We start from the raw sequence: 24,816 nt of genomic DNA, 5'->3' as shown, positions 1-24,816 counted from the left end.
CATGGCCGTCACGGACCGGGTCCAACCCCCACCTCCCGACACCAACCCGCGGGCCTCGCGCGGGAAGAGCGTGAAGCGGCTGGCCTTCTCCCAGAAGGTGTCGAAGTGGGACGTCAAGCTGTCCCCGTATCTCTACATCTCGCCGTTCTTCCTCCTCTTCGCCATCACCGGACTGTTCCCCCTGCTCTACACGGCGTGGGTCTCGCTCCACTCCTGGAACCTCATCGGTGGCCAGGGCGACTTCACGGGACTGGAGAACTACGCGTTCGTTCTCGCGCAACCGTTCTTCTGGAACGCGGTAGGCAATACGTTCAGCATCTTCCTCCTCTCGTCCGTCCCGCAGGTCGTCCTCGCCATCGCCATCGCGGCGGTGCTCGATGCGAACCTCCGGGCCAGGACGTTCTGGAGGATGGGCGTCCTCGTACCGTTCGTGGTGGCCCCCGTGGCCGTCGGGTTGATCTTCAACAACCTCTTCGCTGATCAGGCAGGCCTGGTCAACGAGATATTGACGGGGATAGGGCTGGATCCGGTCCGCTGGCACTCCGACTCGCTCGCGAGTCACGCGGCCATCGCCACGATGGTCAACTTCCGCTGGACCGGCTACAACGCGCTGATCTTCCTCGCCGCCATGCAGGCCGTCCCCAGGGACGTCTACGAGGCGGCGACCATCGACGGCGCGGGGCGGCTCCGCCAGTTCTTCTCCGTCACCGTCCCGATGCTGCGGCCGACCATCATCTTCGTGGTGATCACGGCGACCATCGGGGGGCTCCAGATCTTCGACGAGGCCAGGGTCTTCGACCAGGCGGGCCTCGGCGGGGCGGACCGGCAGTGGCAGACCCTCACCATGTACATCTGGGAGCTCGGCTGGGGGCAGCGCAACTTCGGCAGGGCCTCGGCGGTCGCCTGGCTGCTGTTCCTGATCATCGTGGTCATCGCGATGGCCAACTTCCTCATCACCCGCCGCATCGCCACCCAGGGAGGCCGACGATGAGCTCCATCCCCATGATCGAACAGACCGCGGGCAAGGGGGCCGCCCGTGCCGCCCAGCGGGGCCTCGGCTCCCGGCGCCGCGGCGCCCCCGGCGGCACCGCGCGCCGGCCGGGGTTCCTGACCTACGGGTTCCTGGCGGCGGTGATCCTCGGCTCGGTGTTCCCGCTCTGGTGGTCCTTCCTCGTGGGAACCCATGACAGCTCGGTCATCAGCAAGGGCGTGCCCCTCGTCCCTGGCGGCAACTTCCTCGCGAATGCGGCCAGTGTGCTCGACACCATCCCGTTCTGGAAGGCGCTCGGCAACAGCGTCCTCGTCTCGACCGTCACGGCGTTCTCCGTGGTCCTGTTCTCCACGCTGGCCGGGTTCGCCTTCGCCAAGCTCCGGTTCCGGGGCAGCAAGGCCCTCCTGGTGTTCGTGATCGCCACCATGGCGGTGCCCACCCAGCTCGGCGTGGTGCCGCTGTTCATCGTCATGGCGAAGCTGGGCTGGACCGGGTCGCTCTGGGCGGTCATCGTGCCCGGCGTCGTCACGGCGTTCGGCGTCTTCTGGATGACGCAATACCTCCGGGACGCGCTGCCGGACGAGCTGATCGAGGCCGTGCGCATCGACGGGGCGTCGATGATCCAGGCATTCTGGTACGTGGGACTGCCTGCGGCGCGCCCGGCGGCGGCTATGCTCGCCCTGTTCACGTTCGTCGCCACCTGGACCAATTTCTTCTGGCCCTTCATCGTGCTCGACCCGTCCAACCCCACCCTCCCGGTGGCACTGCAGCTGCTCCAGGCCGCGCACTTCGTCGACTACTCGATCGTGCTCGCCGGAGCCGTGCTCTCCACCATCCCCCTGCTGCTCCTCTTCGCAGTCGCGGGACGCCAACTCGTTTCAGGAATCATGCAAGGAGCAGTCAAAGGATGAGCAGTACCGAGATCACCTTCCCCGAGGGCTTCCTCTGGGGCGCGGCGACCGCCGCCTACCAGATCGAGGGCGCAGCGCGCGAGGGCGGACGGGGGCCGTCCATCTGGGACACGTTCTCCCGCGTCCCCGGCGCCGTCGCGGACGCCCACAACGGCGACGTCGCCTGCGACCACTACCACCGCTCGGCCGACGACGTCGCGCTCATGAAGAGCCTCAACCTGCAGGCGTACCGTTTCTCGACGTCGTGGTCGCGCTGCATGCCGGACGGCGTGACGCCGAACGTCGAGGGCATCCGCTTCTACTCCCGCCTCGTGGACCAGCTGATCGCCGCCGGGATCAAGCCCTGGCTCACCCTGTACCACTGGGACCTCCCGCAGGCGCTCGAGGACCAGGGCGGCTGGACCAACCGGGACACGGCCTACCGCTTCGCCGAGTACGCGGCGGTGATGCACGAGGCCCTCGGTGACCGCGTCCGCATCTGGACCACGCTCAACGAGCCCTGGTGCGCGGCGTTCCTCGGCTACGCCGCCGGTGTGCACGCGCCCGGCCGGCAGGAGCCGACGGCGGCGCTCGCCGCCGCGCACCACCTGCTGCTGGGGCACGGACTCGCGACGCAGGAGCTGCGCCGCCGCGACCTCGGGGCGACGCTCGGCATCACCCTGAACCTCACGGTCCCGGATCCCCTCGATCCCGCCAGCGAGGAGGACCGCGACGCCGCCCGGCGGATCGACGGGCAGTTCAACCGGATCTTCCTCGACCCCGTGCTGCGGGCCGCCTACCCCGAGGACGTCCTCCGCGACGTCGAGCACCTGGGGCTGGCGGGCCACATCCGTGCAGGGGACCTGGAGATCATCGGCACCCCCATCGACGTGCTGGGCGTGAACTACTACCACGGCGAGGCCGTGACCATGACGCCGGCGGCCGGGGCCGCGCCGCAGGAGGGCCACGCCCCGCTCGAGCGTCCGGTCTCCTCGCCCTACGTCGCCGCGCACGGTGTCCGTTCCGTGCCGCGCGGTCTGCCCGTGACGGCCATGGACTGGGAGGTGCAGCCCGAGGGGCTCCGCCGCCTGCTCAACCGGCTGCAGGACGAGTACACGGGGCCCGCCGGCATCCCGATCTACGTCACGGAGAACGGCGCCGCCTACGACGACGTCGCGGACGCCGACGGCTTCGTGGACGACCAGGATCGCCTCGGCTTCTTCGACGCCCACGTCCGGGCCATGAAGGACGCGATCGACGACGGCGTGGACCTCCGCGGCTACCTCGCGTGGTCGCTCATGGACAACTTCGAATGGGCCTGGGGCTACCACCAGCGCTTCGGCCTGGTGCGGGTGGACTACGAGACGCTGCAGCGCACCCCGAAGGCGAGCGCCCTCTGGTACGCGCGCCTGGCCGCCTCGAACACCGTGCCGGACATCGGTTCGACGCAGGACGCCGGGACGGCGGGTGTCGTATTGTCGGGATGATGAACACGTCCCCGCCCCGGTCGCTGCGCCGGACCGCAAGCCGCCCGAGTCCCACGCTCGAGGATCTTGCGCTGGCGGCCGGGGTGTCGCGGTCCACGGCGTCGCGCGCCATCAACGGCGGGGACCGCGTCAGCCCCGAGGCCCAGGCGGCGGTGGACCGCGCGGTCGTCGCCCTCGGGTACATCCCCAACCGGGCGGCCCGCAGCCTCGTGACGCGCCGGACGTCCTCGATCGCCCTGGTCATCCCGGAGCCCGACGTCCGCGTCATGATGGATCCCTTCTTCGCCGTCGTCATCACCGGCATCACGGAGGCCCTCCGGGAGACCGACGTGCAGCTGGTGCTGCTGATGTCGCGGACCGACGACGACTCGTCCCGCACACTGCGCTACCTGCGCGGCGGGCACGTGGACGGGGCCATCGTGGTCTCGCACCACGAGGCCGACTCCTGGGCGAGGTCGCTCGCCGAGACGGGCCTTCCCACCATCTTCATCGGCCGGCCATGGGACACGGGATACGAGGTCACGTATGTGGACTCCGACAACGTGGGCGGTGGCCGGCTGGCGGCCCGGCACCTCGTCGGACTCGGCCGCCGCCGCCTCGCGACCGTCGCCGGTCCGGCCGACATGACGGCCGCGGTCGACCGCCTGCGCGGCTGGAACGAGGGGCTCGCCGCGGCGGGGCTGCCCGCATCGCCCGTGGTGCACGGCGACTTCACCACCGACGGCGGCGCGTCGGCGGTCCGCAGGCTGCTCGCCGACCACCCGGACATCGACGGCGTCTTCGCGGCATCGGACCTCATGGCGCTCGGCGTGATCGAGGCCGTCCAGGCCACGGGGAGGACCGTCCCCGGGGGCATCGCGGTGATCGGCTACGACAACCACGCGGTCGCCGGGACGGCGCCGACGCCCCTCACCACGATCACGCAGCCCATGGTCGAGATGGCGGTCAGGGCGGGGACGATGCTCCTCGAGGAGATTGAGGCCCCGGGCTCGCACCCGGAGCCCGTCATCTACTCGACGGAGCTCGTCGAACGGGCCAGTACCGCCGTCGCACCCACCGCGTCCGCAGCGAACGCGTAGTCCCAGGCGATGTCGCGCCAGCGCGAATAGCGGCCGCTGGCCCCGCCGTGGCCGCCGTCCATCTCGGTCTTCAGGACGATCGGCTCGGTGCCCGTGGTGGTCTCGCGCAGCTGGGCCACCCACTTCGCGGGCTCCACGTAGAGCACCCGCGTGTCGTTGAAGCTGGTCACCGCGGCGATGCGCGGGTAGGCCACGGGGCGCACGCTCTCGTAGGGCGTGTACTCCTTCATGTACCGGTACACCGCCGGGTCCGTGATCGGGTTGCCCCACTCCTCCCACTCGAGCGCCGAGAGCGGCAGGTGCGGGTCGAGGATCGTCGTGAGGGCGTCCACGAAGGGCACCTGCGCCACGATGGCCCGGTACTTCTCCGGGGCCAGGTTCGCGACGGCGCCCATGAGCAGCCCTCCCGCGGACCCGCCCATCGCCGCGATCCGGTCGGCGTCCACCCACCCCGAGGTGCCGAGGTAGGTCGTGGCGTCCACGAAGTCCGTGAACGTGTTCTTCTTCGCCAGCTTCTTGCCCTGCTCGTACCAGCTGCGGCCCATCTCGCCGCCGCCGCGGATGTGCGCGACGACGAAGACGATGCCCCGGTCCAGCAGGGAGAGCCGGGCGATCGAGAACGCCGGGTCCATGCTGACCTCGTAGCTGCCGTACGCGTAGATCAGACCCGGATTGGTGCCGTCCTGGGCGAGGTCCGCGCGGCGGATCACGGACAGCGGGATCAGCGTCCCGTCCGCGGCCGGTGCCCAGTGCCGTTCGGCGACGTAGTCGGCGGGGTCGTAGCCGCCGCGCACCTCGGTCTCCTTCCGCAGCTCCAGCGAACCGTCCTCGAGCACGTAGTCGTAGACGCGCGGAGGCGTGAGATAGGAGGTGTAGGAGAGCCGGATGATCGGGGAGTCGAACTCGGCGTTGGCGAGGTTGCTCGTGAACAGCTCCTCGTCGAAGTCGGGCTCCGCGGGCATGCCCTGGCCGGACGTCCCGAGGCCGGCCAGGGGCAGGACCTGCACACGCTCGATGGTGTCCTTCCGCACGGACAGGACGAGGTGGGTGCGGGTGACGGTGGCGCCCTCGACGCGGACGGCGTCGTCGTGCGGGACGACCGTCGTCCATGACTGCTCGGCGAGCGGCTTCGCGAACTCGCCCGCGGCCACGAGGCTCACCATCGAGTTCTTCGCGCCACGGTCGTGGGTGAGCAGGTAGTACGGCGCGCCGTCGAGGGTGAGGGGCTCGACGTCGTACAGGATGCGCTCGTCCCGGGAGAGCAGCGTGGTCAGGCCGCGCTCCGGCGCGGCGAGGTCCAGGACGCGGTACTCGCTGTACTCGGAGCAGCCGATGCTGATGAGCAGCTGCGTGCGGTCCGCGGAGACCTCGAAGCCGGTCCACAGGGCCACGTCGTCCTCCTGGAAGACGACGGCGTCCTCCTCGACCGGGGTGCCCAGCGTGTGCGCCCGCACCTGGTAGGGGCGCCAGGAGTCGTCGACGACGGTGTAGTAGACCCGCGCGCCGTCCGGGGAGAAGGCCAGGCCGTAGAAGACGTTCGGCACGGCGTCCGGCAGCAGTTCCCCCGTCCCGAGGTTCTTGATGCGCAGCGTGAAGCGCTCGTCGCCGGCATTGTCCTCGCTGTAGGCGAGCAGCGTGCCGTCCTCGGTGACGGACAGGCCGCCCAGCGAGAAGAACGGCTTGCCCTCGGCGAGCTCGTTGCCGTCGAGCATGATCTGCTCGCCGGGGACGGGCTGCCCGGGGACCACCACGGGCGGCGTCCAGTCGCGGCTGAGATCGCCGGTGTCCCGGGCGGCCACCCGGCACTGGATGCCGTACTGCTTGCCCTCCTCGGTGCGGGAGTAGTACCACCAGCCCTTCTTCCGGGCGGGCACGGACAGGTCCGTCTCCTGCGTCCGGTCCCTGATCTCGCCGAAGATGGCCTCGCGCAGTGGTGCCTGGGAGCGGGTGACGGCCTCGGTGTAGGCGTTCTCGCGCTCGAGGTGCTCGATCAGCTCCGGGCTCTCCTTGTCGCGCATCCATTCGTAGTGGTCGATGAACGTGTCCCCGTGGTGGGTGCGCTCGGAGGGCACCTTCCGGGCGGGCGAGGGGAGGGGGATCTCGGTCCTGGTGGCGTCAGCGGTCATGGCTTCCATCTTGCCACTGCCGGTCCGTGGCCCCGCTGCAGCGGCCGGTTGACCGTGCTGGGCGGCCGTGCAATTCTGGAGCAGGCCTTTACAGAACGAACGTTCGGTAATTCGTTCCGTAATTCGTTCGACAGGAGCGGGCCCACCACGACGACGAGGGAGACGAACATGGCCGAGGCTTTCCTGGTGGGTGGTGTCCGCACCCCCGTGGGCCGCTACGGCGGGGCCCTCTCGGGCGTCCGGCCGGACGACCTCGCGGCGCTCGTGCTCTCCGCCGTCGTCCAGCGCGCCGGCGTCGACCCGGCCACCGTGGACGAGGTGATCCTCGGCAACGCCAACGGCGCCGGGGAGGAGAACCGCAACGTCGCACGGCTCGCGTCCCTCCTCGCGGGCTTCCCGGACAGCGTCCCCGGCATCACCGTCAATCGGCTCTGCGCTTCCGGCCTCTCCGCCATCATCATGGCGTCCCACATGGTCAAGGCCGGGGCCGCGGACATCGTCATCGCCGGCGGGGTGGAGTCCATGAGCCGCGCGCCGTGGGTCATGGAGAAGCCCGCCAAGGCCTTCGCGAAGCCCGGCGCCGTGGTGGACACCTCCATCGGATGGCGCTTCACCAACCCGCGGCTCGCCGCCCGCGACAAGGCCACGTACTCGATGCCCGAGACCGCGGAGGAACTCGCGGCGCTGGACCGCATCAGCCGCGACGACGCCGACGCCTTCGCGCTCCGGTCCCACCAGCGTGCCCTCGCGGCCATCGACGCCGGGCGCTTCGCGGACGAGATCGTCCCCGTGCAGGTGAACCGCGGCAGGACGTCCTTCTCGGTGGACACCGACGAGGGGCCGCGGGCCGACACCACGCTCGAGGTCCTCGCCGGGCTCCGCCCCGTGGTCCGCCCGGACGGCGTCGTCACCGCCGGCAATTCCAGCTCACTGAACGACGGCGCCTCCGCCGTCATCGTCGCCTCCGAGGAGGCCATCGAGCGGTACGGACTCACGCCGCGCGCCCGCATCCTCGACGGCGCGTCCGCGGGCGTCCCGCCGGAGATCATGGGCATCGGCCCGGTCCCGGCCACGCAGAAGGTGCTCGAGCGCACCGGGCTCACCGTCGCCCAGCTCGGCACCGTCGAACTCAACGAGGCGTTCGCCACGCAGTCGCTCGCGTGCATCCGCCGGCTCGGGCTCGACGAGGGGATCGTGAACCGCGACGGCGGCGCGATCGCGCTCGGCCACCCCCTCGGATCCTCGGGCGCCCGGATCGCCGTCACCCTGCTCGGCAGGCTCGAGCGCGAACTCGCCGGCCCGTCCCGGAGCCTCGGCCTCGCCACCATGTGCGTCGGCGTCGGCCAGGGTACCGCCCTGCTCGTCGAGGCCGTCTGATGCCGTCGTCGCTGACGCTCACGGACGCACCCGGCCGCCTCGTCGTCGCACTGCAGCGGCCGGAGGCCCGCAACGCGATCGACCGCCGCATGGTCGACGAGCTGCACGCCGTGTGCCAGGACCTCGAGCAGTCACCGCGCACGCTCATCCTCACCGGGTCCGACGGCGTCTTCGCCTCGGGCGCCGACATCGCCGAGCTCCGCGAGCGCCGGCGCGACGATGCCCTGGCCGGCATCAACTCGACGCTCTTCGCGCGCATCGCCGGACTGCCCATGCCCGTCATCGCGGCGCTCGACGGGTTCGCGCTCGGCGGGGGCGCGGAACTCGCGTTCGCCGCGGACTTCCGTCTGGGGACACCGCGCCTCAGGATCGGCAACCCGGAGACGGGCCTCGGCATCCTGCCCGCCGCCGGCGCCAGCTGGCGGCTCAAGGAGCTCGTGGGGGAGCCCCTCGCCCTGGAGATCCTCCTCGCCGGGCGCATCCTCTCCGCCGAGGAGGCCCTGGCCGCGCGCCTCATCACGGAGATCCACGCGCCGGAGGACCTCCTGCCGGCGGCCCACGCGCTCGCCGACCGCATCGCGCGGCAGGACCCTCTCGCCGTCCGCATCACCAAGAGCGTCTTCCATGCGCCCCGGGACGCGCACCCGGTGATCGACCAGCTGGCGCAGGCCGTCCTCTTCGAGTCCGACGCGAAGTTCGATCGCATGCAGCGGTTCCTCGACCGGAAGAAGGACTCATGAGCGGCGACCCCACCAGCATCCCGACCAGTATCCCCACCGGCAGCCCCACCGGCAGCCCCACCGGCAGCCCCACCGGCAGCCCCACCGGCAGCCCCACCGGCATCCCGGCGCGCGTCGGCGTCCTCGGCGGCGGACGCATGGGTGCGGGCATCGCCCATGCGTTCTGCCTCGCCGGATCGAGCGTCGTCGTCGTCGAACGGGACGACGCCGCGGCGCAGGCCGGCCTCGGCCGCGTCACCCGGGCCCTCGCCGGCAGCGTCGAGCGCGGGACGACGACGTCCCCGCTCGCGGACCTCGAAGCCCGGATCGCCGTGTCCACCGACTACGGCGACTTCCGCGGGTGCGGCCTCGTGGTGGAGGCCGTCCCGGAGGACCCCGCCCTGAAGCGGCAGGCGCTGCGGGCCGTCGAGGACGTGCTCGACGACGGCGCCTGGCTCGCGACGAACACCTCGTCCCTCTCCGTCGACGCACTCGCGGGCACCCTCCAGCGACCCGCCCGGTTCTGCGGGCTCCATTTCTTCAACCCCGTCCCGGCATCGGCCCTGATCGAGGTGGTCCTCGGCGCGGGGACTTCCCCCGAGCTCGAGGACGCCGCCCGGTCCTGGGTCGCGGCGCTCGGCAAGACGCCCGTCGTCGTCCGCGACTCCCCGGGGTTCGCGAGCTCGCGGCTCGGGGTGGCCATCGCCCTGGAGGCGATGCGCATGCTCGAGGAGGGCGTCGCCACGGCGGAGGACATCGACGCCGCCATGGTCCTCGGCTACCGGCACCCCGTGGGCCCGCTGCGCACCACGGATCTCGTGGGCCTCGACGTCCGCCTCGGCATCGCCGAGTACCTCGAGGCCACCCTCGGGCCCCGCTTCAGTCCGCCCGCGATCCTCCGCGAGAAGGTGGCGCGCGGTGAGCTCGGCCGCAAGAGCGGCTGCGGCTTCTTCACCTGGGGCGACGCCCCGCCGTCGGCCCCCACCGACCAGAACCCATCCCGGCAGCACCAGTGAAAGGCGAGCGGACCATGACAACCGCCCCGGAACGAGTACGGATCGACGTCGTCCCCAGCTTCCTCGAGGACGCCTGGTGGACGCCCGACCTGACCGCCGCGCAGGGCGACGGCATCGTGGTGCGCGACGCCAGCACCGGCGAGGACCTCGCCCTCGTCAGCACGGCCGGCATCGACACCGCGGCCGCCGTCCGCTTCGCGCGGACCACGGGCCAGGCGGCCCTGGGCCGGTTCACGTTCCACGAGCGCGCGCTGAAGCTCAAGGAGCTCGCGCAGTACCTCAACGCGCAGCGCGAGCCGCTGTACGAGCTGTCGGCGAAGACCGGTGCCACGAGGGTCGACTCGATGGTGGACATCGACGGCGGCATCGGCGTGCTCTTCACGTTCGGGTCGAAGGGACGCCGCGAGCTGCCGAACTCGCACGTGATCGTGGACGGCCCGCCCGAGGTGCTGTCGAAGGACGGCTCCTTCCTCGGCACGCACATCCACACGCGCATCCCGGGTGTCGCGGTGCAGATCAACGCCTTCAACTTCCCCGTGTGGGGCATGCTCGAGAAGCTCGCCCCCGCGTTCCTCGCCGGGGTGCCCACGATCGTGAAGCCGGCCACACCCACCGGCTTCCTGACGGCCGCCGTCGTGAAGCTCATCGTCGGCTCCGCGATCCTCCCCGAGGGGTCCCTGCAGCTCGTCTCCGGGCCGGCCCGCGACATCCTCGACCACCTGGACTACCGCGACCTCGTGTCCTTCACCGGCTCGGCGTCCACCGCGAACCACCTGAAGTCCCACCCCTCCGTCGAACGCGGCGGCGTCCGCTTCACGTGCGAGACCGACTCCCTCAACGCCGCGATCCTCGGTCCGGACGCCGTGCCGGGGACCCCCGAGTTCGAGGCCTTCATCAAGTCCCTGGTCACCGAGATGACCGTCAAGGCGGGCCAGAAGTGCACGAGCATCCGCCGATCCATCGTGCCGCAGGACCTGGTCGACGACGTCGTACGTGCCGCCGGCGAGCGGATCCGTTCACGGGTGACGCTGGGTGACCCGCGGGCCGACGGCGTCACCATGGGCGCGCTCGCGTCCCTCGCGCAGCTCGAGGGTGTGCAGGGTGCCGTCCGCGAACTGCTCGACGGCGGGGCCTCCCTGGCCTTCGGCTCGCTGGACGCGCCCGACGTCGTGCTCGCCGACAACACGACCGGGAAAGCGCCCGGCGGCGCGTTCATGGAACCGGTGCTGCTCACGTGGAAGGACGTCGAGGCCGGCGCCCTGCACTCCGTGGAGGCATTCGGGCCGGTCGCGTCCGTCATCGGCTACGACGACCTCGCGCACGCCGTCCGCCTCGCCGCCCTCGGTGCGGGCTCCCTCGTCGCCACGGTGTGCACCAACGACCCCGCGGTGGCGCAGGAACTCGTGCTCGGGATCGCGGCGCACCACGGCCGCGTCCTCATCCTCAACCGCGAGGACGCCCGCAGTTCCACGGGTCACGGCTCGCCGGTCCCGCACCTGGTGCACGGCGGTCCCGGGCGCGCGGGCGGCGGCGAGGAGCTGGGCGGCATGCGCTCGGTGCTGCACCACATGCAGCGCACCGCCGTGCAGGGCTCACCGAACATGCTCACGAGTATCACGGGGGAGTGGCACACGGGCGCGGACCGCCGGTTCGACGACGTCCACCCGTTCCGGAAGGACCTGGCGACGCTGCGGATCGGCGACGCCGTGCGGTCGGGGCTGCGCCGGGTGGCGCTCGAGGACATCGAGGCCTTCGCGGAGTCCACGGGGGACACCTTCTACGCGCACACCGACGAGGAGGCGGCGGCCGCGAACCCGTTCTTCCCGGGGATCGTGGCCCACGGGTACCTGCTGCTGTCCTGGGCCGCCGGCCTGTTCGTGGACCCCGCTCCCGGGCCCGTGCTCGCCAACTACGGCCTGGAGAACCTCCGGTTCATCACGCCGGTGGCTGCAGGGGACTCCATCCGCGTGACCCTGACGGCCAAGCGCATCACCCCGCGCGAGACGGACGAGTACGGGGAGGTCGCGTGGGACGCCGTCCTGCACAACCAGGACGACGAGATCGTGGCGACCTACGACGTCCTGACCCTCGTGCGGAAGTAGCGGGCGCCACCCGGGTTCGTCCCGCCACGGTCCGCCGATCCCGCTGCACGCCCCCGTGGAGTGGGAGTGTTCGAATATCCCCATTCCACGGGCCTGCGTTCCGGGAGGAACGCGCGGCGGTCGCCGTGGTACTGCCGGCCGTCCGCCTCGATACCGAGGATGCCGTCGACCATGAGGTCGAGGCGCCCCACCCCGGGGACACGCACCTGCGACGCGACCTGGAACCCGGATCGCCGCAGGTGGTAGCGCGCAACGGTCTCGAGAATCGATTCGGAGTGCGGATCGAGGAGGTCCAGGATGCGTCGGAGTGCTTTCGCATCGCGGCGCTCGGCTTCCGCGCGCAGGTCGGTGATCGACACGACGCCGAGGACGACCGCGGACTCGACGATGCACAGGGCATCGAGCTCGGGCAGGCAGCGGACGCACTGCAGGCACACGGCCGGCGTCGGGATCGGCAGGGTGGTCCGGTGCATGCGGAGCCGTTCCCCCTCGACACCCCGGCCGTGATCGACCCCCACATGCAGCCGCTTGGGGCGCGTCAGCACCCACAGACCCTCTGCTGAGCCGCACTGATACAGGCGAGGTCCGCGCCGGCCCCCACCGCGGTGAGCGCACCGCCGTCGTGTTCAGGCAGTGCGTAGGCGCCGCGTGAGACCCGGACGATCAGTCCTCCCCCCAGGGCGCGAGTGATCTGTCCCCCTGGAACGCCCATCCGCACGAGGTCACGCGCCCGCCCGACTCCACCTGTTGCCGCCAGCGCCGTCAGTACATCCATGGGAGCAGGATCTCCCGCGCTCCGGCCCTCAGTGCACCCGGGTGTGCCTATGTGGACGGGGCCCGGTCCCCATGCACGACGACGCGGAGCGGGAATGTTCGACCATGCCCACTCGGCGGTGCCGCGGAGTGGGAGCAGAGGCGCCCAGGCCGGGGCCGAGGACGACGGCGGGCCGGTCAGCGCCGGTGCAGGCCGTCGAACACCATGTGGATGACGTCGTCGGAGAGCTTCTCGGCGGTCAGGGGTCCGCCCGGTTTGTACCACTCGACGATGGAGTTGATGGTGCCGAAGATCAGGCGCGTGGTGGTCCTCGGGTCGATGTCCTTCCGGATGGAGCCCTCGTGCCGCGCGGCATCGACGAGTGCCGCAACCTCGCGATCGAAGGCCCTGCGCCGCTCCAGTGCCTCCCGTTCGATCTCCGTGTTGCCGCGAAGCCGCAGCAGCAGGGTGACGAAGGGGAGCCGTTCGGTGAGGACGGCGATGGTCCCCCGCAGCACGAACTCGAGCCGGGCATCCGCTGGACCGGCATGCGCCCCCGGATCCTGCAGCACGGCTTCCAGGCCGCCCAGCGCATGATCGAGGGCAAGCCGCAGGAGATCCCCCTTGGACGGCACGTGATGGTAGATCGCGGACTTGCTGAGGCCGAGTTCCTCGGCGAGCATGCCCATCGACGTCGCCTCGTAGCCGTGCCGGTTGAAGGCCGCGACCGCGACGGCCAGGACCGACTGCTGGTCGTATCCGGGACGTCCGCGCCGGGCGGCGGCGGGGCGGATTCCATCGACGGTCATACGCCCATTTTTGCATGACCGTCCCGCTGGTCGAACGGCAGGGAAAGGGCGGAAGATCACTCGCAACGGGTGATAGTTAGCCTGCCTAGTAGGTAGTAGGCTTATCATTATCACCCGTTCCATTCCGAAAGGGCGCTCCCCGTGCTAACGACCTCCTGGGATCTCCGCCTGCGGGCACTCATCACCTTCCGCGACAGTGAGGGCCGCGATCCGTACTTCAGGGCGTCCACCCCGGGTGAGCACCGCCTGGCCATGTGGCTCGACGAGCAGCGCAAAGCCGCCCGCACCGGTCGCCTGACACCCGAACACCGTGCCAAGCTCTGCGCCGCGGGGGTGCTCTCCGAGGAGCCGGTCGAGCATCAGCGCACCGGGGCGGCCTGGCTGAAGGTCGACAGCATCTCCGAGTTCCTCCAGGAGGAGGGCAGGCTGCCGTCGCTCACGTCCCCTGCGTGCGCCGGGGAGAAACGGCTCGCCGCCTGGATGAACGCCCAGCTCTCCTCCCGGGCCGTGGAGAACGGACCGGCCCGCGCGCTGCGGGAGATCCTGGCGGGGAGCCAGGACAGCCGGGACGCGCCGCTGGCCCGGGCCGGCTGACGCCAAGCCCTACCGCCGCAGCCCGTCCACGAGCCGTGGACCAGTGACACCTTCAGCCGGCCGTCGCCGTCCCCGAGGCGCGAACCCGTCGCCGCACCAGGCCGCCCCCGAGGCGCGAACCCGTCGCCGCGGCGGACCGCCCCGAGGCGCCGCCCCCCCAAGTGGCCCGATGCCGCACAGGCCGCCCCCACGCCCGTCCGACCGTTGACCGCCCTCCCGCCCCTCCCTATACTGAACGAACGGTCGGTAAATAAACCGGGCGTCCGGACGAGCGAGGCAGGCACCATGACGGCTACAGCGATCGACACCCGCGCGGACCACGACGCCGCGGGCGAGAAGGTCTTCGACGACCTCATCGCCCGGGACTCCCGGATCGAACCGCGCGACTGGATGCCCGCGGACTACCGCAAGTCCCTGACCCGCCAGATCTCCCAGCACGCCCACTCCGAGATCATCGGCATGCAGCCGGAGGCCAACTGGATCACGCGCGCGCCGTCCCTCAAGCGCAAGGCCGTCCTCATGGCCAAGGTCCAGGACGAGGCCGGGCACGGACTGTACCTGTACTCCGCCGCCGAGACGCTCGGCACCCCGCGCGAGCAGATGACCGAGGACCTCATCGCCGGCAAGGCCCGCTACTCGAGCATCTTCAACTACCCCGTACTCACCTGGGCGGACATCGGGGCGATCGGCTGGCTCGTGGACGGAGCAGCCATCTGCAATCAGGTGCCCCTCTGCCGTGCCTCCTACGGCCCGTACGGGCGCGCGATGGTCCGCATCTGCAAGGAGGAATCGTTCCACCAGCGGCAGGGCTTCGAGATCCTCCTCGAACTGGCCAACGGAACCCCCGAGCAGCGCGCCATGGCGCAGGACGCCGTCAACCGCTGGTACGCCCCGTCACTCATGATGTTCGGTCCGCCGGACGAGGACTCACCCAACTCGCAGAAGTCCATGGAATGGAAGATCAAGCGCTTCTCCAACGACGAGCTGCGGTCCCGCTTCGTCGGCATGATGGTCGAGCAGATCACGGTCCTCGGACTCGACCTGCCGGACAAGGACGTCCGCTTCGACGAGGAGACCGGCCGGTGGCAGTACGGCCCCCTCGACTGGAACGAGTTCAAGGAAGTCCTCGCCGGCCGCGGCCCCTGCAACGCCCAGCGCCTGGAACGGCGCCGGGAAGCGCACGAGGACGGCGCCTGGGTCCGGGAGGCCGCCTCGGCCTACGCCGCCCGGCAGGCCGCGAAGCGCACGACGACGAAGGCGGCCTAGGTGACCGGCGGATCGACGACGGGCGACGACGGCGCGACGGCACCGTCGTCGGGCCTCCACGAGGAACGCGCGGCCTGGCCGCTCTGGGAGGTCTTCGTGCGGTCCTCGCGCGGGCTCTCCCATGTGCACGCCGGATCGCTGCACGCACCCGACGCCGAGATGGCCGTCCGTAACGCACGTGACCTGTACACGCGCCGCAACGAGGGCGTGAGCCTGTGGGTGGTCCCGGCGTCGTCGATCATCACGAGCGATCCCGATGCGAAGGAGGCCTTCTTCGAGTCGCCCCAGGGCAAGGACTACCGCCATGCCACGTACTACACGAAGAGCGAGGGGGTGAAGCACCTGTGAGCGAGGCGAACGCCAGTGCCACCCGCATCACCCCGGGCAATGCGCTGCGGCCCGAGGACATCGCGCTCCAGGACGCGACGCCCGGCGACGCCGTGGCCCGGTACGCGCTGGGGCTCGGCGACGACGCCCTGATCCTCGCGCAGCGGCTCGGCTGGTGGATCTCCCGGGCGCCCGAACTCGAGGAGGACGTGGCGCTGGCGAACATCGCGCTCGACCAGATCGGCCACGCCCGCTCCTTCCTGACCTACGCCGGCCGTGCCTGGGACAAGACCGAGGACGACCTCGCCTACTTCCGCCGCGAGCCCGAGTTCCGCTCGGTCCACCTCGTGGAGCAGCCGAACGGGGACTTCGCCCGCACCATCGCCCGGCAGTTCGTCGTCGCGCTCTACCAGTGGGAGCTCTACTCCCGCCTCGTGCATTCGAGCGATCCGACCCTCGCCGCGATCGCCGCGAAAGCCGTCAAGGAGGTGGACTACCACCGGGACCACGCCATCCAGTGGGTCCTGCGCCTCGCGCTCGGCACCGAGGAGTCGCGCCGCAGGATGATCGCCGGGCTCCGACTCACCTGGCCCTATGTGGAGGAGCTGTTCACGGACCACCCGCTCATCGACGAGGTGGGTGATGCCGGCGTGCGCCCCAGCGAGCTCCGCGCGTCCTTCGACAGCGCCGTCGGCACGGTCCTCACCGAGGCCGAACTCGAGATCCCGGCGGTGCCGGGCGCCGTCGGGGGCGGACGCCTCGGGCGCCACAGCGAGCACCTCGGGTACATGCTCGCCGAGATGCAGGTCCTCGCCCGCGAGTTCCCGGGCGCGTCCTGGTGAGGACGTCCTGATGGGGCCGTCATGGTGACCGGGACGGAGCTGCGGCCCTCGGCGGCGCCCGACGCGGCGGCGTGGGACGTCGCGGCGACGGTCTGCGACCCCGAGATCCCGGTGCTCACCATCGAGGACCTCGGGGTGCTCCGTGCGGCGCACGTGGCGCCGTCGGGCCGGGTCGAGGTCGCGATCACCCCCACCTATTCGGGCTGCCCGGCGATGGACGCCATCCGCGACGACGTCACCTCGGCACTGCACGCGGCAGGCTACGACGACGTCGCCGTCCGGCTCGTGCTCTCGCCCGCCTGGACCACGGACTGGCTGAGCGACGACGGCAAGGCGAAGCTCGCGCAGTACGGCATCGCGCCGCCCACGGGCAAGGCCGCCGCCGGTCCGGTGCGCATCGGCCTGAGCGTCAAGTGCCCCCAGTGCTCGTCCCTGAACACCCGCGAACTGACCCGCTTCGGGTCCACCTCCTGCAAGGCGCTCTACGTCTGTAACGACTGCAGGGAACCCTTCGACTACTTCAAGGTGCATTGATGGCCGTTGTCCTCGCCCCCTCCACCAAGCGGCGGAGCGCCTTCCACACGCTCACCGTACGCAGCGTCCGCCGGCTGACGGAGGACGCCGTCGAGGTCACCCTCGACGTCCCTCCCAGCCTGCAGGACCAGTTCGGGTACCTGCCCGGGCAGTACGTCGCGCTGCGCACCACCCTCGACGTCGACGGCGAACCGAAAGAGGTCCGCCGCAGCTATTCGATCTGCGCCGACCCGCGCCCCGGGGAGCTGCGCGTCGCCGTGAAACGCGACCTCGGCGGCGTCTTCTCCACCTGGGTGAACGAGTCCCTGACGGCGGGGGACACCCTCGAGGTCATGAGCCCGCTCGGGCAGTTCACCCCGCGCACGACGCCGGGCCAGGAGGCGGTCTCGTTCGTCGCCGTCGCCGCGGGGTCCGGCATCACCCCGGTGATCGCGATCGCCCGGTCCATGCTCGCCGACGGCCCGAACGTGCGCTTCGACCTCGTCTACGCGAACCGGGCCGCGATGGACGTCATGTTCCTCGAGGAGCTCGCCGACCTCAAGGACCGCTATCCCGCCCGCTTCGCGCTGCACCACGTCCTGTCCCGCGAGCAGCGCATCTCGCCGCTGCTCTCGGGCAGGATCGACGCCGACAAGCTGGAGAAGCTGCTCGGCACGGTCATCGACCCGGACCGCGTGGACGAGTGGTTCCTCTGCGGACCGTTCGAGCTCGTCCAGCTGTGCCGGGACTTCCTCACCGAACGCGGCGTACCCACGGAGAAGGTGCGCTTCGAACTGTTCACCACGGGCGAGCCCACCCGGCCGGAGGGCAGTCACGGCCACCCCGTGACGCCGGCGGACAACGGGGAGAACTACACCATCTCCTTCAACCTGGACGGGCTGCAGGGCTCCGTCCAGAGCCCCACCCACGCCCGCGAATCGATCCTGAACGCCGCCCTCAGGGTGCGGCCCGACGTGCCGTTCGCCTGTGCCGGCGGCGTGTGCGGCACGTGCCGCGCGAAGCTCGTCCAGGGGACGGTGGCGATGGACGAGAACTACGCGCTCGAACCCGACGAAATCGCCGCAGGATTCGTCCTCACGTGCCAGGCCCATCCCACGAGCGACGCCGTCGCCGTCGACTACGACGCCTGAGAGGCAGCCATGACCACCCCCTCCACCGCGACGCCGTCGAGCAATGAACCCTCCGCCGGCATGATCCGCCTGAGCATCGACGGCGGGATCGCCGAGGTGGTGCTGGACGCGCCGCACCGGCTCAACGCCGTCGACGAGCAGGCGCTCTCCGCGCTCTCCGACGCGTACGACGCCGCCGCGGCCGGGGTGCGTGACGGCACCGTCCGTGCGCTCGTGCTGCGCGGGGAGGGGCGCGCGTTCTGCGCGGGCCGGAACCTCGGTCCGATCGAACCCGGGGCCGACGACGCCTTCGCGTTCCTCGACGCCACGCTCACCCCGCTGCTGCGGAAGATGGCGGACTTCCCGGCCCCGACCTTCGCGGCGGCGCAGGGCGCCTGCCTCGGCGTCGGGCTGGGCCTGCTGCTCGCGACCGACGTCGTGTACGTCGCGGAGACCGCGAAGATCGGCTCGCCGTTCGCCGCCCTCGGGCTGGCGCTGGACTCCGGCGGGCACTGGCTGTTCACGGAGCGGCTCGGTCCGCACCGGGCCCTGGACCTCATGTACACGGGTGACCTGATGACGGGGGCGGAGGCAGTGGCGGGCGGACTCTTCAGCCGTGCCGTGCCCGCCGGGGAGCTGCTCGACTTCACCCGGGCCAAGGCCGCGCGGGCGGCGGCGGGTCCGCTGCAGGCACTGGTCGCCTCGAAGCAGCTCGTCGCGCGCATCCGCGACGAGCGGCTCGGCCTGTGGCAGGCCATCAGCGGCGAGAACGACGTCCAGGGCGTGCTCGGGGCCTCGGACGACTACCGCGAGGGCCTCGAGGCGTTCCGGGAGAAACGGGCACCGCGCTTCGGCGCCTGACCCCACGCCGCGGCCCTCGGGCCTACCGGGAGGTGCGGCGCGTGAGGACCAGGTGCACCACCCCCGTCGGGGAGGGTGTCGCCTCGATCTCGAAGCGCTCCTCGAGCCCTTCGAGGCCGTCCCACAGGCGTTCGCCCCGGCCCAGGACGATCGGCACGACGACGACGTGCAGGTGGTCGATGAGGTCGGCCTCGAGGAACTGTCGCACCGTGATGGCGCCGCCGCCGATCCGGACGTCGAGGCCGCCGGCCAGGGCTCGGGCCTGCTCCAGTGCGGACGCGGGGTCGGTGTCGACGAAGTGGAAGGTCGTCCCGCCGTCCATCGCGAGGACCGGCCGGGGATGGTGCGTCAGGACGACCACGGGGGTGTGGAAGACCGGGTTCCCACCCCACCAGCCCTTCCACTCCTCGTCCTCCCAGGGGCCGCGGTGGGGGCCGAACTTGTTCCGCCCCATGATCTCCACGCCGATCCCGGGCCCCCACGCGGCGGCGAACGCATCGTCGACGCCGAAGGACCCCGGCCCGTCCCCGTGAAGGCCCATCGCGCGGAAGGTGCGCGTCCCGATCGCCCACTCCATGAGCCGTGAGCCCGCGTGACCGAACGGGGCGTCGAGGTGCTGGCCCTCACCCGTGCCGAAGCCGTCGAGGGAGATGGAGAAGTTATGGACGCGGACGAGGGACATGGGATCTCCTTGTGCAGTTCACGATCACCGGACCATGACCATGCTCCCCGGGGCCTCAGCGCGTGTCGAGGTCCTCGAAGACGAGGAACGTCTGCGTATCGAGGACGCCCGGCATCGACTGCAGCTGGTCGAAGATCACCCGCCGCAGCCCCACGTTGTCCTCGGCCCGCACCAGGAGGATGACGTCGAAGTCCCCGCCGACCAGCGCGATGTGGTGGATCTCCGGGACGCTGCGCAGCCTGTCGCGGAGCTCGCGCCAGGAGTGCTGCCGCACCTTGAGGGTCACGTAGGCGGAGGAGCGGAGGCCGGCCTTGGCCGGGTCGATGATCGCCGTGAACCGCGTCAGTACGCCGTCCTCGGTCAGCTTCGCGATGCGGGAGTAGGCGTGCGCCCGTGAGATGTGCACGCGTTCCGCCACCGAGGTCACGGACTGACGCCCGTCCCGCGTGAGTTCGGCGAGGATCTTCCGATCGACGTCGTCGAGCACTCCGTCCACCACGTGTCCACGCTCCTTCGCGTAATGCAGGTCACACTGCCGATTCGTCCAAAGAATACCGCTCTCTCCGATCGAATATCCACACTTCGTCCACTCCGTGGATACAAAAGTTGCCTGGTGCCCATACTGGTCTCACACAGCATCCAGTGCCGGAGCTACCGCTCCGCGCCGGAAACGGGAGGCCGCTGCAGCGGCTGGTGATGGAGGCGGAATGAGTACGGCAACGAATGAGGGCCGCGGCAGCATGCTGGGCGGCGCACCCGAGGGCGGACCATACGACGGCGGCACCACGCCGGACGGCGTACTGCTCCCGTCGGCGGAGCCCGTGCAGCTGGTGGACCCTGACGGCCACCATCACACCGACGGGCGCTACCTGCTCCCCGACGGCGATCGGCTGCTCGACGCCTACGGCCGCCTCGTCGCCGGTCGCCGCATCAACGACCAGGCCAACGCCCTCGTCCGCCAGGGCCGGATGGCCGTCTACCCCTCCTCCCACGGTCAGGAGGCCTGCCAGGTCGCCGCCGCCGTGGTCCTCGGCGCCGAGGACTGGCTCTTCCCGACCTACCGGGACACGGTCGCGGTCATCACGCGCGGCGTCGACCCGCTGCAGGTCCTCACGCTGCTCCGCGGCGACTGGCACAGCGGCTACGACCCGCACGAGCACCGCGTCGCCACCCAGGCCACGCCGCTGGCCACGCAACTCCTCCACGCCGTCGGCGTCGCCCATGCCGCCAAGCTGCGCGGCGAACCGACAGTCGTCCTCGCCATGTGCGGTGACGGGGCGACCAGCGAGGGGGACTTCCACGAGGCCCTGAACTTCGCGGCCGTGTTCCACGTCCCCGTGGTGTTCTTCGTCCAGAACAACGAGTTCGCCATCTCGGTGCCGCTCAGGAACCAGAGCGTGGCACCGTCCCTCGCCCACAAGGCCATCGGGTACGGCATGCCGGGCGAGCGCGTGGACGGCAACGACCTCGCCGCGCTCCTCGCGGTGCTGGGTGCGGCCGTGGACAGGGCGCGCGACGGCGGCGGCCCCACCCTCGTCGAAGCGCACACCTACCGGATGCAGGCGCACACCAACGCGGACGATGCGACGCGCTACCGCTCCGCCGACGACGTCGAACGCTGGGTCCCGAAGGACCCGATCACCCGCATGCGCACCTACCTGCGCGCACTGGACCTGCTGACGGACGAGAAGGAGCAGGCCCTGGCCGACGAGGCGGACGCGATCGCCGCCGCCATCCGGAAGGGACTCAACACGGAGGTCACGGTGAACCCGGCAGAGCTGTTCGAGTACGTGTACACGGAGAAGACGACGCAGCTGCGCGAGCAGGCCGAGCAGCTGCGCGAGGAACTGGCGCGCGACGCCGCAGGCGCAGGAACCCCTGCCGACGACACGAAGGCGGAGCGACGATGACGCAGACCACGGAGGCACCCACCGGGGGCGTGGCAGCCCGGCCCGGCGCCGCGCCGGGCGGACGCGTGACGTCCACCTTCGCCAAGGCCCTCAACGCCGCCCTCGCCGACTCCATGGCGGCCGACGCCTCCGTGCTCATGTTCGGTGAGGACGTCGGGACGCTCGGTGGCGTCTTCCGAATCACGGACGGGCTGACGGCCCGCTTCGGCGAGGAGCGCTGCTTCGACACGCCGCTCGCCGAAGCAGGCATCATGGGCATGGCCATCGGCATGGCGATGAACGGCATGAAGCCCGTCGTCGAGATGCAGTTCGACGCCTTCGCCTATCCGGCCTTCGAGCAGGTGGTCAGCCATGTCGCGAAGATGCCGAACCGCACGAAGGGCAAGGTCCGCCTGCCCCTGGTCATCCGGATCCCGTACGCCGGAGGCATCGGCGGCGTGGAACACCACTGCGACTCCTCCGAGGCCTACTACGCGCACACCCCCGGCCTGACGGTCCTGGCCCCCGCGACCGTCCGCGACGCCTACTTCATGCTCCGCGAGGCCATCGCGTCGCCGGACCCCGTGGTGTTCCTCGAACCGAAGAAGCTGTACTGGTCCAAGGAGGAGGTGGACCTCGCGGAGCTGCGCAGGACCTTCGAGGCCGGACAGGCACCCCGGCGCATCGGCAAGGCCGTCGTCGCCCGCCCGGGGACCGACGCGACCCTCATCAGCTACGGACCATCCGTGCCGACGGCGCTCGCTGCGGCCGCGGCGGCCGCCGAGGAGGGCCGGTCCATCGAGGTCATCGACCTCCGCTCCATCGTCCCGTTCGACGACGAGACCGTCTGCGCCAGCGTCCGACGGACCGGCCGGGCCGTCGTCGTCGCGGAGGCTCCCGGCTTCGTGTCCGTGGCGTCCGAGATCGTGGCCCGCGTGCAGGAACGCTGCTTCCATTCCCTCGCAGCCCCCGTGCTCCGCGTGACCGGGTTCGACATCCCGTACCCCTCGCCGAAGCTCGAACATTTCTATCTGCCGAGCGTCGACCGCATCCTCGACGCCGTGGACGACCTGCAGTGGGAGGACTGACATGAGTGCGCCCGCCGTCGATTCCGGGTTCCAGGTGTTCACCCTCCCCGACCTCGGAGAGGGCCTGACCGAGGCCGAGCTGGTGTCCTGGCTCGTCGCCGAGGGCGACACCGTGGCCGTCGACCAGCCGATCGCGGAGGTCGAGACCGCCAAGTCGGTGGTCGAGGTCCCCTCGCCCTTCGCGGGGACCGTCGCCGTGCTGCACGGCAGGCCCGGCGAGATGCTCGACGTCGGCGCGCCGTTCCTCTCGGTCCGGCCCGAGGGTAGTGGGCCTGCAGGCGCCGGATCCGCCGACACCACCCCGGCGGTTGCCGGGCCGGCAGCCGACGCCACCGGCGCTGTCACCGGCGCAGGTGTCGAAGCCGCCGCGGCGGAGCTCCGCGAGGAGGCCGGCGTCCCTGCCGCCGCCACGCGGGAGGACGACGCGCCGGCAGTCGACGGCGGCTCGGGGAACGTGCTCATCGGCTACGGCACTCCCGGTGGTCTCACCGGTGGCCGCACCCGGCCCCGCAAGGGCGCGACGGTGGGAGCTGCTGCGTCGCCGGCGGGAGCTGCTGCGTCACCGGCGGCATCCGCAGCGCCCGCCGCTCCGGCCACCCTCCCGCCGGCCGCTTCCGTCGTAGAGCCCGCCGCTCCGGCCACCTTCTCGCCGGCCGCTCCCGTCGTAGGGCCCGCCGCTCCGGCCGGGGCGACCGACGGCATGACCTCGGCTCCCGACACCGTGACCGCAGCGTCCGCCGCCGGCACGGCGGTCTCCGACACCGGAACGGCAGCGTCCGCCGCCGGCACGGCACCGACGTGTGTCTCGCCCCTGGTCCGGAAACTGGCGCGGGACAACGGGGTGCGGCTCACGGACCTCCGCGGGTCGGGGGAGCAGGGGCTGATCCTCCGCCGCGACGTGGAGCAGGCGATCGCTGCGGCGACGATGCGGGACATCGGGGCCACCCCCGGATCCGGCGTGGACGCCGCTGCGGGCGCAGCGCCGACGACCCTCGACGCGGCGGCCCGCCCCGCGCTGGGCGACCCCCCTGGAGCAGCTGACGTCCCGCTCGACTCCCGGTCGGGCCTCACGGTCCTCGAACGCAGCCCGCTGAGGGGGGTCCGGCGGACGATCGCCGACGCGATGACCCGCAGCCGGCGCGAGATCCCCGAGGCCACGGTCTGGGTGGACGTCGACGCCACCGCCCTCGTGGAACTGCGCGAGGCGATGAAGCGCAGGACGCCGGACGCGGTGCCCGGCCTGCTGGCCTTCGTGGCGCGGTTCGTCGTGGCGGGCCTGGCCCGCTACCCGGAGCTGAACAGCCGGATCGCGGCGGGCGCCGACGGTGCGCAGGAGATCGTGCGGGTCGACGGCGTGAACCTCGGGATCGCAGCGCAGACGGATCGTGGCCTCGTGGTACCGAGCATCCGTCGGGCGGACACCCTGTCCGCCCGCGGGCTCGACGCCGAGATCCGTCGCCTCGCCGCCCTGGCACGCGAGGGCAGGGCCACGCCGTCGGACCTGTCCTCCGGCACCTTCACCCTGAACAACTACGGGGTGTTCGGCGTGGACGGCAGTGCGGCCATCATCAACTACCCGGAATCCGCGATCCTCGGGATGGGCCGGATCATCGACCGCCCGTGGGTCGTGGACGGCGGGCTCGCGGTGCGCAAGGTGACCGAGCTGACGCTCGCGTTCGACCACCGCGTGTGCGACGGCGGGACGGCGGGGGGCTTCCTCCGGTTCGTGGCGGACGCGATCGAGAACCCGGGCGGGATGCTCGCCGACCTGTAGGCGAGCGGTCCGCCGGGTTCTTCGAGGACCCGGCGGAGTAGACTGTGGGTCCCACGATGAATCAGGTGCATGATGAAAATCCGCCGGAATCACAGGAAGCACGACCAGCAGTCAGCCCGTCCGTCCCCCGTGGCGTCGACGGCCGCCGGTGGGCCCGTCCAGGAGCCGCCGCACGCGGAAGCGCACGCCCACCGGTCCTTCTTCAACGGGCTCGACACCGCCGCGCGGACCTTCCTCGGACCGGCGGCGCGCAGTGACGGGGGCACGCCGGTCGTGCACCGCCACGACGCCGCCGAGGAGCAGTCGGACAGCACCCTGCTCTCCATGGAGATCCACACGGACTCCCTCGGGCACCACTACGCGGTGCAGAAGCACCACACGGAACCGCCCGCGGCCACACAGCCGGAGGAACGGGAGCAGCCGGACGAGCCTGCGGGGCCCGGGAAGCACTAGGGCACGGGGCTGGTAGCACGATCCCCGCCCGGGCGGACCGCGCGGTC

The 24,816-nt window shown here is 71.3% G+C and carries 24 protein-coding genes; 19 read left to right on the top strand and 5 right to left on the bottom strand.

The features are described from left to right. Position 1: 1 nt before the first annotated feature. From MWM45_RS14665 to MWM45_RS14650, 4 genes are read left to right on the top strand one after another with little or no spacing between them, the layout of a single operon-like run. Positions 2–991 carry a carbohydrate ABC transporter permease gene (locus tag MWM45_RS14665; protein WP_247827069.1) on the top strand — a complete coding sequence of 330 codons (990 nt, stop codon included), beginning with the start codon at positions 2–4 and terminating at the stop codon, positions 989–991. Continuing rightward, complete coding sequence (locus tag MWM45_RS14660; protein ID WP_043441918.1) at positions 988–1,902, top strand: carbohydrate ABC transporter permease; 915 nt, start codon at positions 988–990, stop codon at positions 1,900–1,902. The genes MWM45_RS14665 and MWM45_RS14660 overlap by 4 nt, the downstream gene beginning before the upstream one ends. Continuing rightward, entirely contained in the window at positions 1,899–3,368 is a 1,470-nt protein-coding gene (locus MWM45_RS14655) for a GH1 family beta-glucosidase (RefSeq protein WP_247827068.1), read from the top strand. Before MWM45_RS14660 ends, MWM45_RS14655 begins: the two co-directional genes overlap by 4 nt. Next, positions 3,368–4,447, top strand: coding sequence for a LacI family DNA-binding transcriptional regulator (locus MWM45_RS14650; RefSeq protein ID WP_418909773.1), 1,080 nt, complete (start codon positions 3,368–3,370; stop codon positions 4,445–4,447). The genes MWM45_RS14655 and MWM45_RS14650 overlap by 1 nt, the downstream gene beginning before the upstream one ends. Here the strand turns inward: MWM45_RS14650 and MWM45_RS14645 are convergent. Continuing rightward, positions 4,378–6,573 (bottom strand): S9 family peptidase, encoded by a 2,196-nt coding sequence (locus tag MWM45_RS14645; RefSeq protein ID WP_247827066.1) that lies wholly within the window; start codon positions 6,571–6,573, stop codon positions 4,378–4,380. The genes MWM45_RS14650 and MWM45_RS14645 overlap by 70 nt on opposite strands. 168 nt (positions 6,574–6,741) lie before the next feature. Here MWM45_RS14645 and MWM45_RS14640 point away from each other — a divergent pair, with 168 nt between their 5' ends. Genes MWM45_RS14640 through paaZ form a run of 4 tightly spaced genes read left to right on the top strand, consistent with a single transcriptional unit; the run spans position 6,742 to position 11,787 of the window. After that, positions 6,742–7,950, top strand: a complete 1,209-nt coding sequence (locus MWM45_RS14640) for a thiolase family protein (RefSeq protein ID WP_247827065.1) — start codon at positions 6,742–6,744, stop codon at positions 7,948–7,950. After that, positions 7,950–8,690, top strand: coding sequence for an enoyl-CoA hydratase/isomerase family protein (locus MWM45_RS14635; protein WP_247827064.1), 741 nt, complete (start codon positions 7,950–7,952; stop codon positions 8,688–8,690). Before MWM45_RS14640 ends, MWM45_RS14635 begins: the two co-directional genes overlap by 1 nt. After that, on the top strand, positions 8,687–9,685 hold the full coding sequence (locus MWM45_RS14630; RefSeq protein ID WP_269076560.1) for a 3-hydroxyacyl-CoA dehydrogenase NAD-binding domain-containing protein: 999 nt from the start codon (positions 8,687–8,689) through the stop codon (positions 9,683–9,685). The genes MWM45_RS14635 and MWM45_RS14630 overlap by 4 nt, the downstream gene beginning before the upstream one ends. Positions 9,686–9,699: 14 nt before the next feature. Continuing rightward, on the top strand, positions 9,700–11,787 hold the full coding sequence (gene paaZ / locus MWM45_RS14625; RefSeq protein ID WP_247827063.1) for a phenylacetic acid degradation bifunctional protein PaaZ: 2,088 nt from the start codon (positions 9,700–9,702) through the stop codon (positions 11,785–11,787). Here the strand turns inward: paaZ and MWM45_RS14620 are convergent. Together MWM45_RS14620 and MWM45_RS14615 are read right to left on the bottom strand one after the other, a co-directional pair. Next, positions 11,757–12,332 carry a hypothetical protein gene (locus MWM45_RS14620; RefSeq protein WP_247827062.1) on the bottom strand — a complete coding sequence of 192 codons (576 nt, stop codon included), beginning with the start codon at positions 12,330–12,332 and terminating at the stop codon, positions 11,757–11,759. The genes paaZ and MWM45_RS14620 overlap by 31 nt on opposite strands. 406 nt (positions 12,333–12,738) lie before the next feature. Then, positions 12,739–13,350, bottom strand: coding sequence for a TetR/AcrR family transcriptional regulator (locus tag MWM45_RS14615; protein ID WP_247827061.1), 612 nt, complete (start codon positions 13,348–13,350; stop codon positions 12,739–12,741). Positions 13,351–13,491: 141 nt separating this feature from the next. Between MWM45_RS14615 and MWM45_RS14610 the strand changes: the two genes are divergently transcribed. The 7 genes from MWM45_RS14610 to MWM45_RS14580 all read left to right on the top strand — a co-directional run bounded on the left by MWM45_RS14610 (position 13,492) and on the right by MWM45_RS14580 (position 18,883). Further along, positions 13,492–13,944, top strand: coding sequence for a helicase associated domain-containing protein (locus tag MWM45_RS14610; protein ID WP_247827060.1), 453 nt, complete (start codon positions 13,492–13,494; stop codon positions 13,942–13,944). 285 nt (positions 13,945–14,229) lie between these two features. Next, entirely contained in the window at positions 14,230–15,210 is a 981-nt protein-coding gene (gene paaA / locus MWM45_RS14605) for a 1,2-phenylacetyl-CoA epoxidase subunit PaaA (RefSeq protein ID WP_247827059.1), read from the top strand. Next, positions 15,211–15,558, top strand: coding sequence for a 1,2-phenylacetyl-CoA epoxidase subunit PaaB (paaB, locus tag MWM45_RS14600; protein WP_269076559.1), 348 nt, complete (start codon positions 15,211–15,213; stop codon positions 15,556–15,558). Beyond that, entirely contained in the window at positions 15,555–16,379 is an 825-nt protein-coding gene (gene paaC / locus MWM45_RS14595) for a 1,2-phenylacetyl-CoA epoxidase subunit PaaC (RefSeq protein WP_247827058.1), read from the top strand. Before paaB ends, paaC begins: the two co-directional genes overlap by 4 nt. A gap of 21 nt (positions 16,380–16,400) precedes the next feature. Continuing rightward, positions 16,401–16,913, top strand: a complete 513-nt coding sequence (gene paaD, locus MWM45_RS14590; RefSeq protein WP_043441951.1) for a 1,2-phenylacetyl-CoA epoxidase subunit PaaD — start codon at positions 16,401–16,403, stop codon at positions 16,911–16,913. Further along, entirely contained in the window at positions 16,913–18,043 is a 1,131-nt protein-coding gene (gene paaE, locus MWM45_RS14585; RefSeq protein WP_247827057.1) for a 1,2-phenylacetyl-CoA epoxidase subunit PaaE, read from the top strand. The genes paaD and paaE overlap by 1 nt, the downstream gene beginning before the upstream one ends. A gap of 60 nt (positions 18,044–18,103) precedes the next feature. Beyond that, positions 18,104–18,883, top strand: a complete 780-nt coding sequence (locus MWM45_RS14580; protein WP_043443476.1) for an enoyl-CoA hydratase/isomerase family protein — start codon at positions 18,104–18,106, stop codon at positions 18,881–18,883. Positions 18,884–18,905: 22 nt separating this feature from the next. On the opposite strand, the gene MWM45_RS14575 is transcribed toward MWM45_RS14580, so the two are convergent. After that, positions 18,906–19,565 carry a dihydrofolate reductase family protein gene (locus MWM45_RS14575; protein WP_247827056.1) on the bottom strand — a complete coding sequence of 220 codons (660 nt, stop codon included), beginning with the start codon at positions 19,563–19,565 and terminating at the stop codon, positions 18,906–18,908. 55 nt (positions 19,566–19,620) lie between these two features. Further along, positions 19,621–20,064: an Lrp/AsnC family transcriptional regulator gene (locus MWM45_RS14570; RefSeq protein ID WP_043441957.1), complete on the bottom strand. Its 444-nt coding sequence runs from the start codon at positions 20,062–20,064 to the stop codon at positions 19,621–19,623. A 241-nt stretch (positions 20,065–20,305) separates the two neighbouring features. On the opposite strand from MWM45_RS14570, the gene pdhA reads away from it, so the two are divergent. The 4 genes from pdhA to MWM45_RS14550 all read left to right on the top strand — a co-directional run bounded on the left by pdhA (position 20,306) and on the right by MWM45_RS14550 (position 24,769). Beyond that, positions 20,306–21,475 (top strand): pyruvate dehydrogenase (acetyl-transferring) E1 component subunit alpha, encoded by a 1,170-nt coding sequence (pdhA, locus tag MWM45_RS14565; RefSeq protein WP_247829251.1) that lies wholly within the window; start codon positions 20,306–20,308, stop codon positions 21,473–21,475. Beyond that, complete coding sequence (locus tag MWM45_RS14560; protein WP_269076558.1) at positions 21,472–22,542, top strand: alpha-ketoacid dehydrogenase subunit beta; 1,071 nt, start codon at positions 21,472–21,474, stop codon at positions 22,540–22,542. The genes pdhA and MWM45_RS14560 overlap by 4 nt, the downstream gene beginning before the upstream one ends. A gap of 1 nt (position 22,543) precedes the next feature. Next, positions 22,544–24,316 (top strand): dihydrolipoamide acetyltransferase family protein, encoded by a 1,773-nt coding sequence (locus MWM45_RS14555; RefSeq protein WP_247827055.1) that lies wholly within the window; start codon positions 22,544–22,546, stop codon positions 24,314–24,316. 69 nt (positions 24,317–24,385) lie between these two features. Next, on the top strand, positions 24,386–24,769 hold the full coding sequence (locus MWM45_RS14550) for a hypothetical protein (RefSeq protein WP_247827054.1): 384 nt from the start codon (positions 24,386–24,388) through the stop codon (positions 24,767–24,769). Positions 24,770–24,816 lie beyond the last annotated feature (47 nt).

Source organism: Arthrobacter antioxidans (genome assembly GCF_023100725.1).
GTDB lineage: Bacteria > Actinomycetota > Actinomycetes > Actinomycetales > Micrococcaceae > Arthrobacter_D > Arthrobacter_D antioxidans.
Note: the sequence above shows the minus strand (reverse complement) of the source record. Positions and strands in the feature narration are given on the sequence as shown.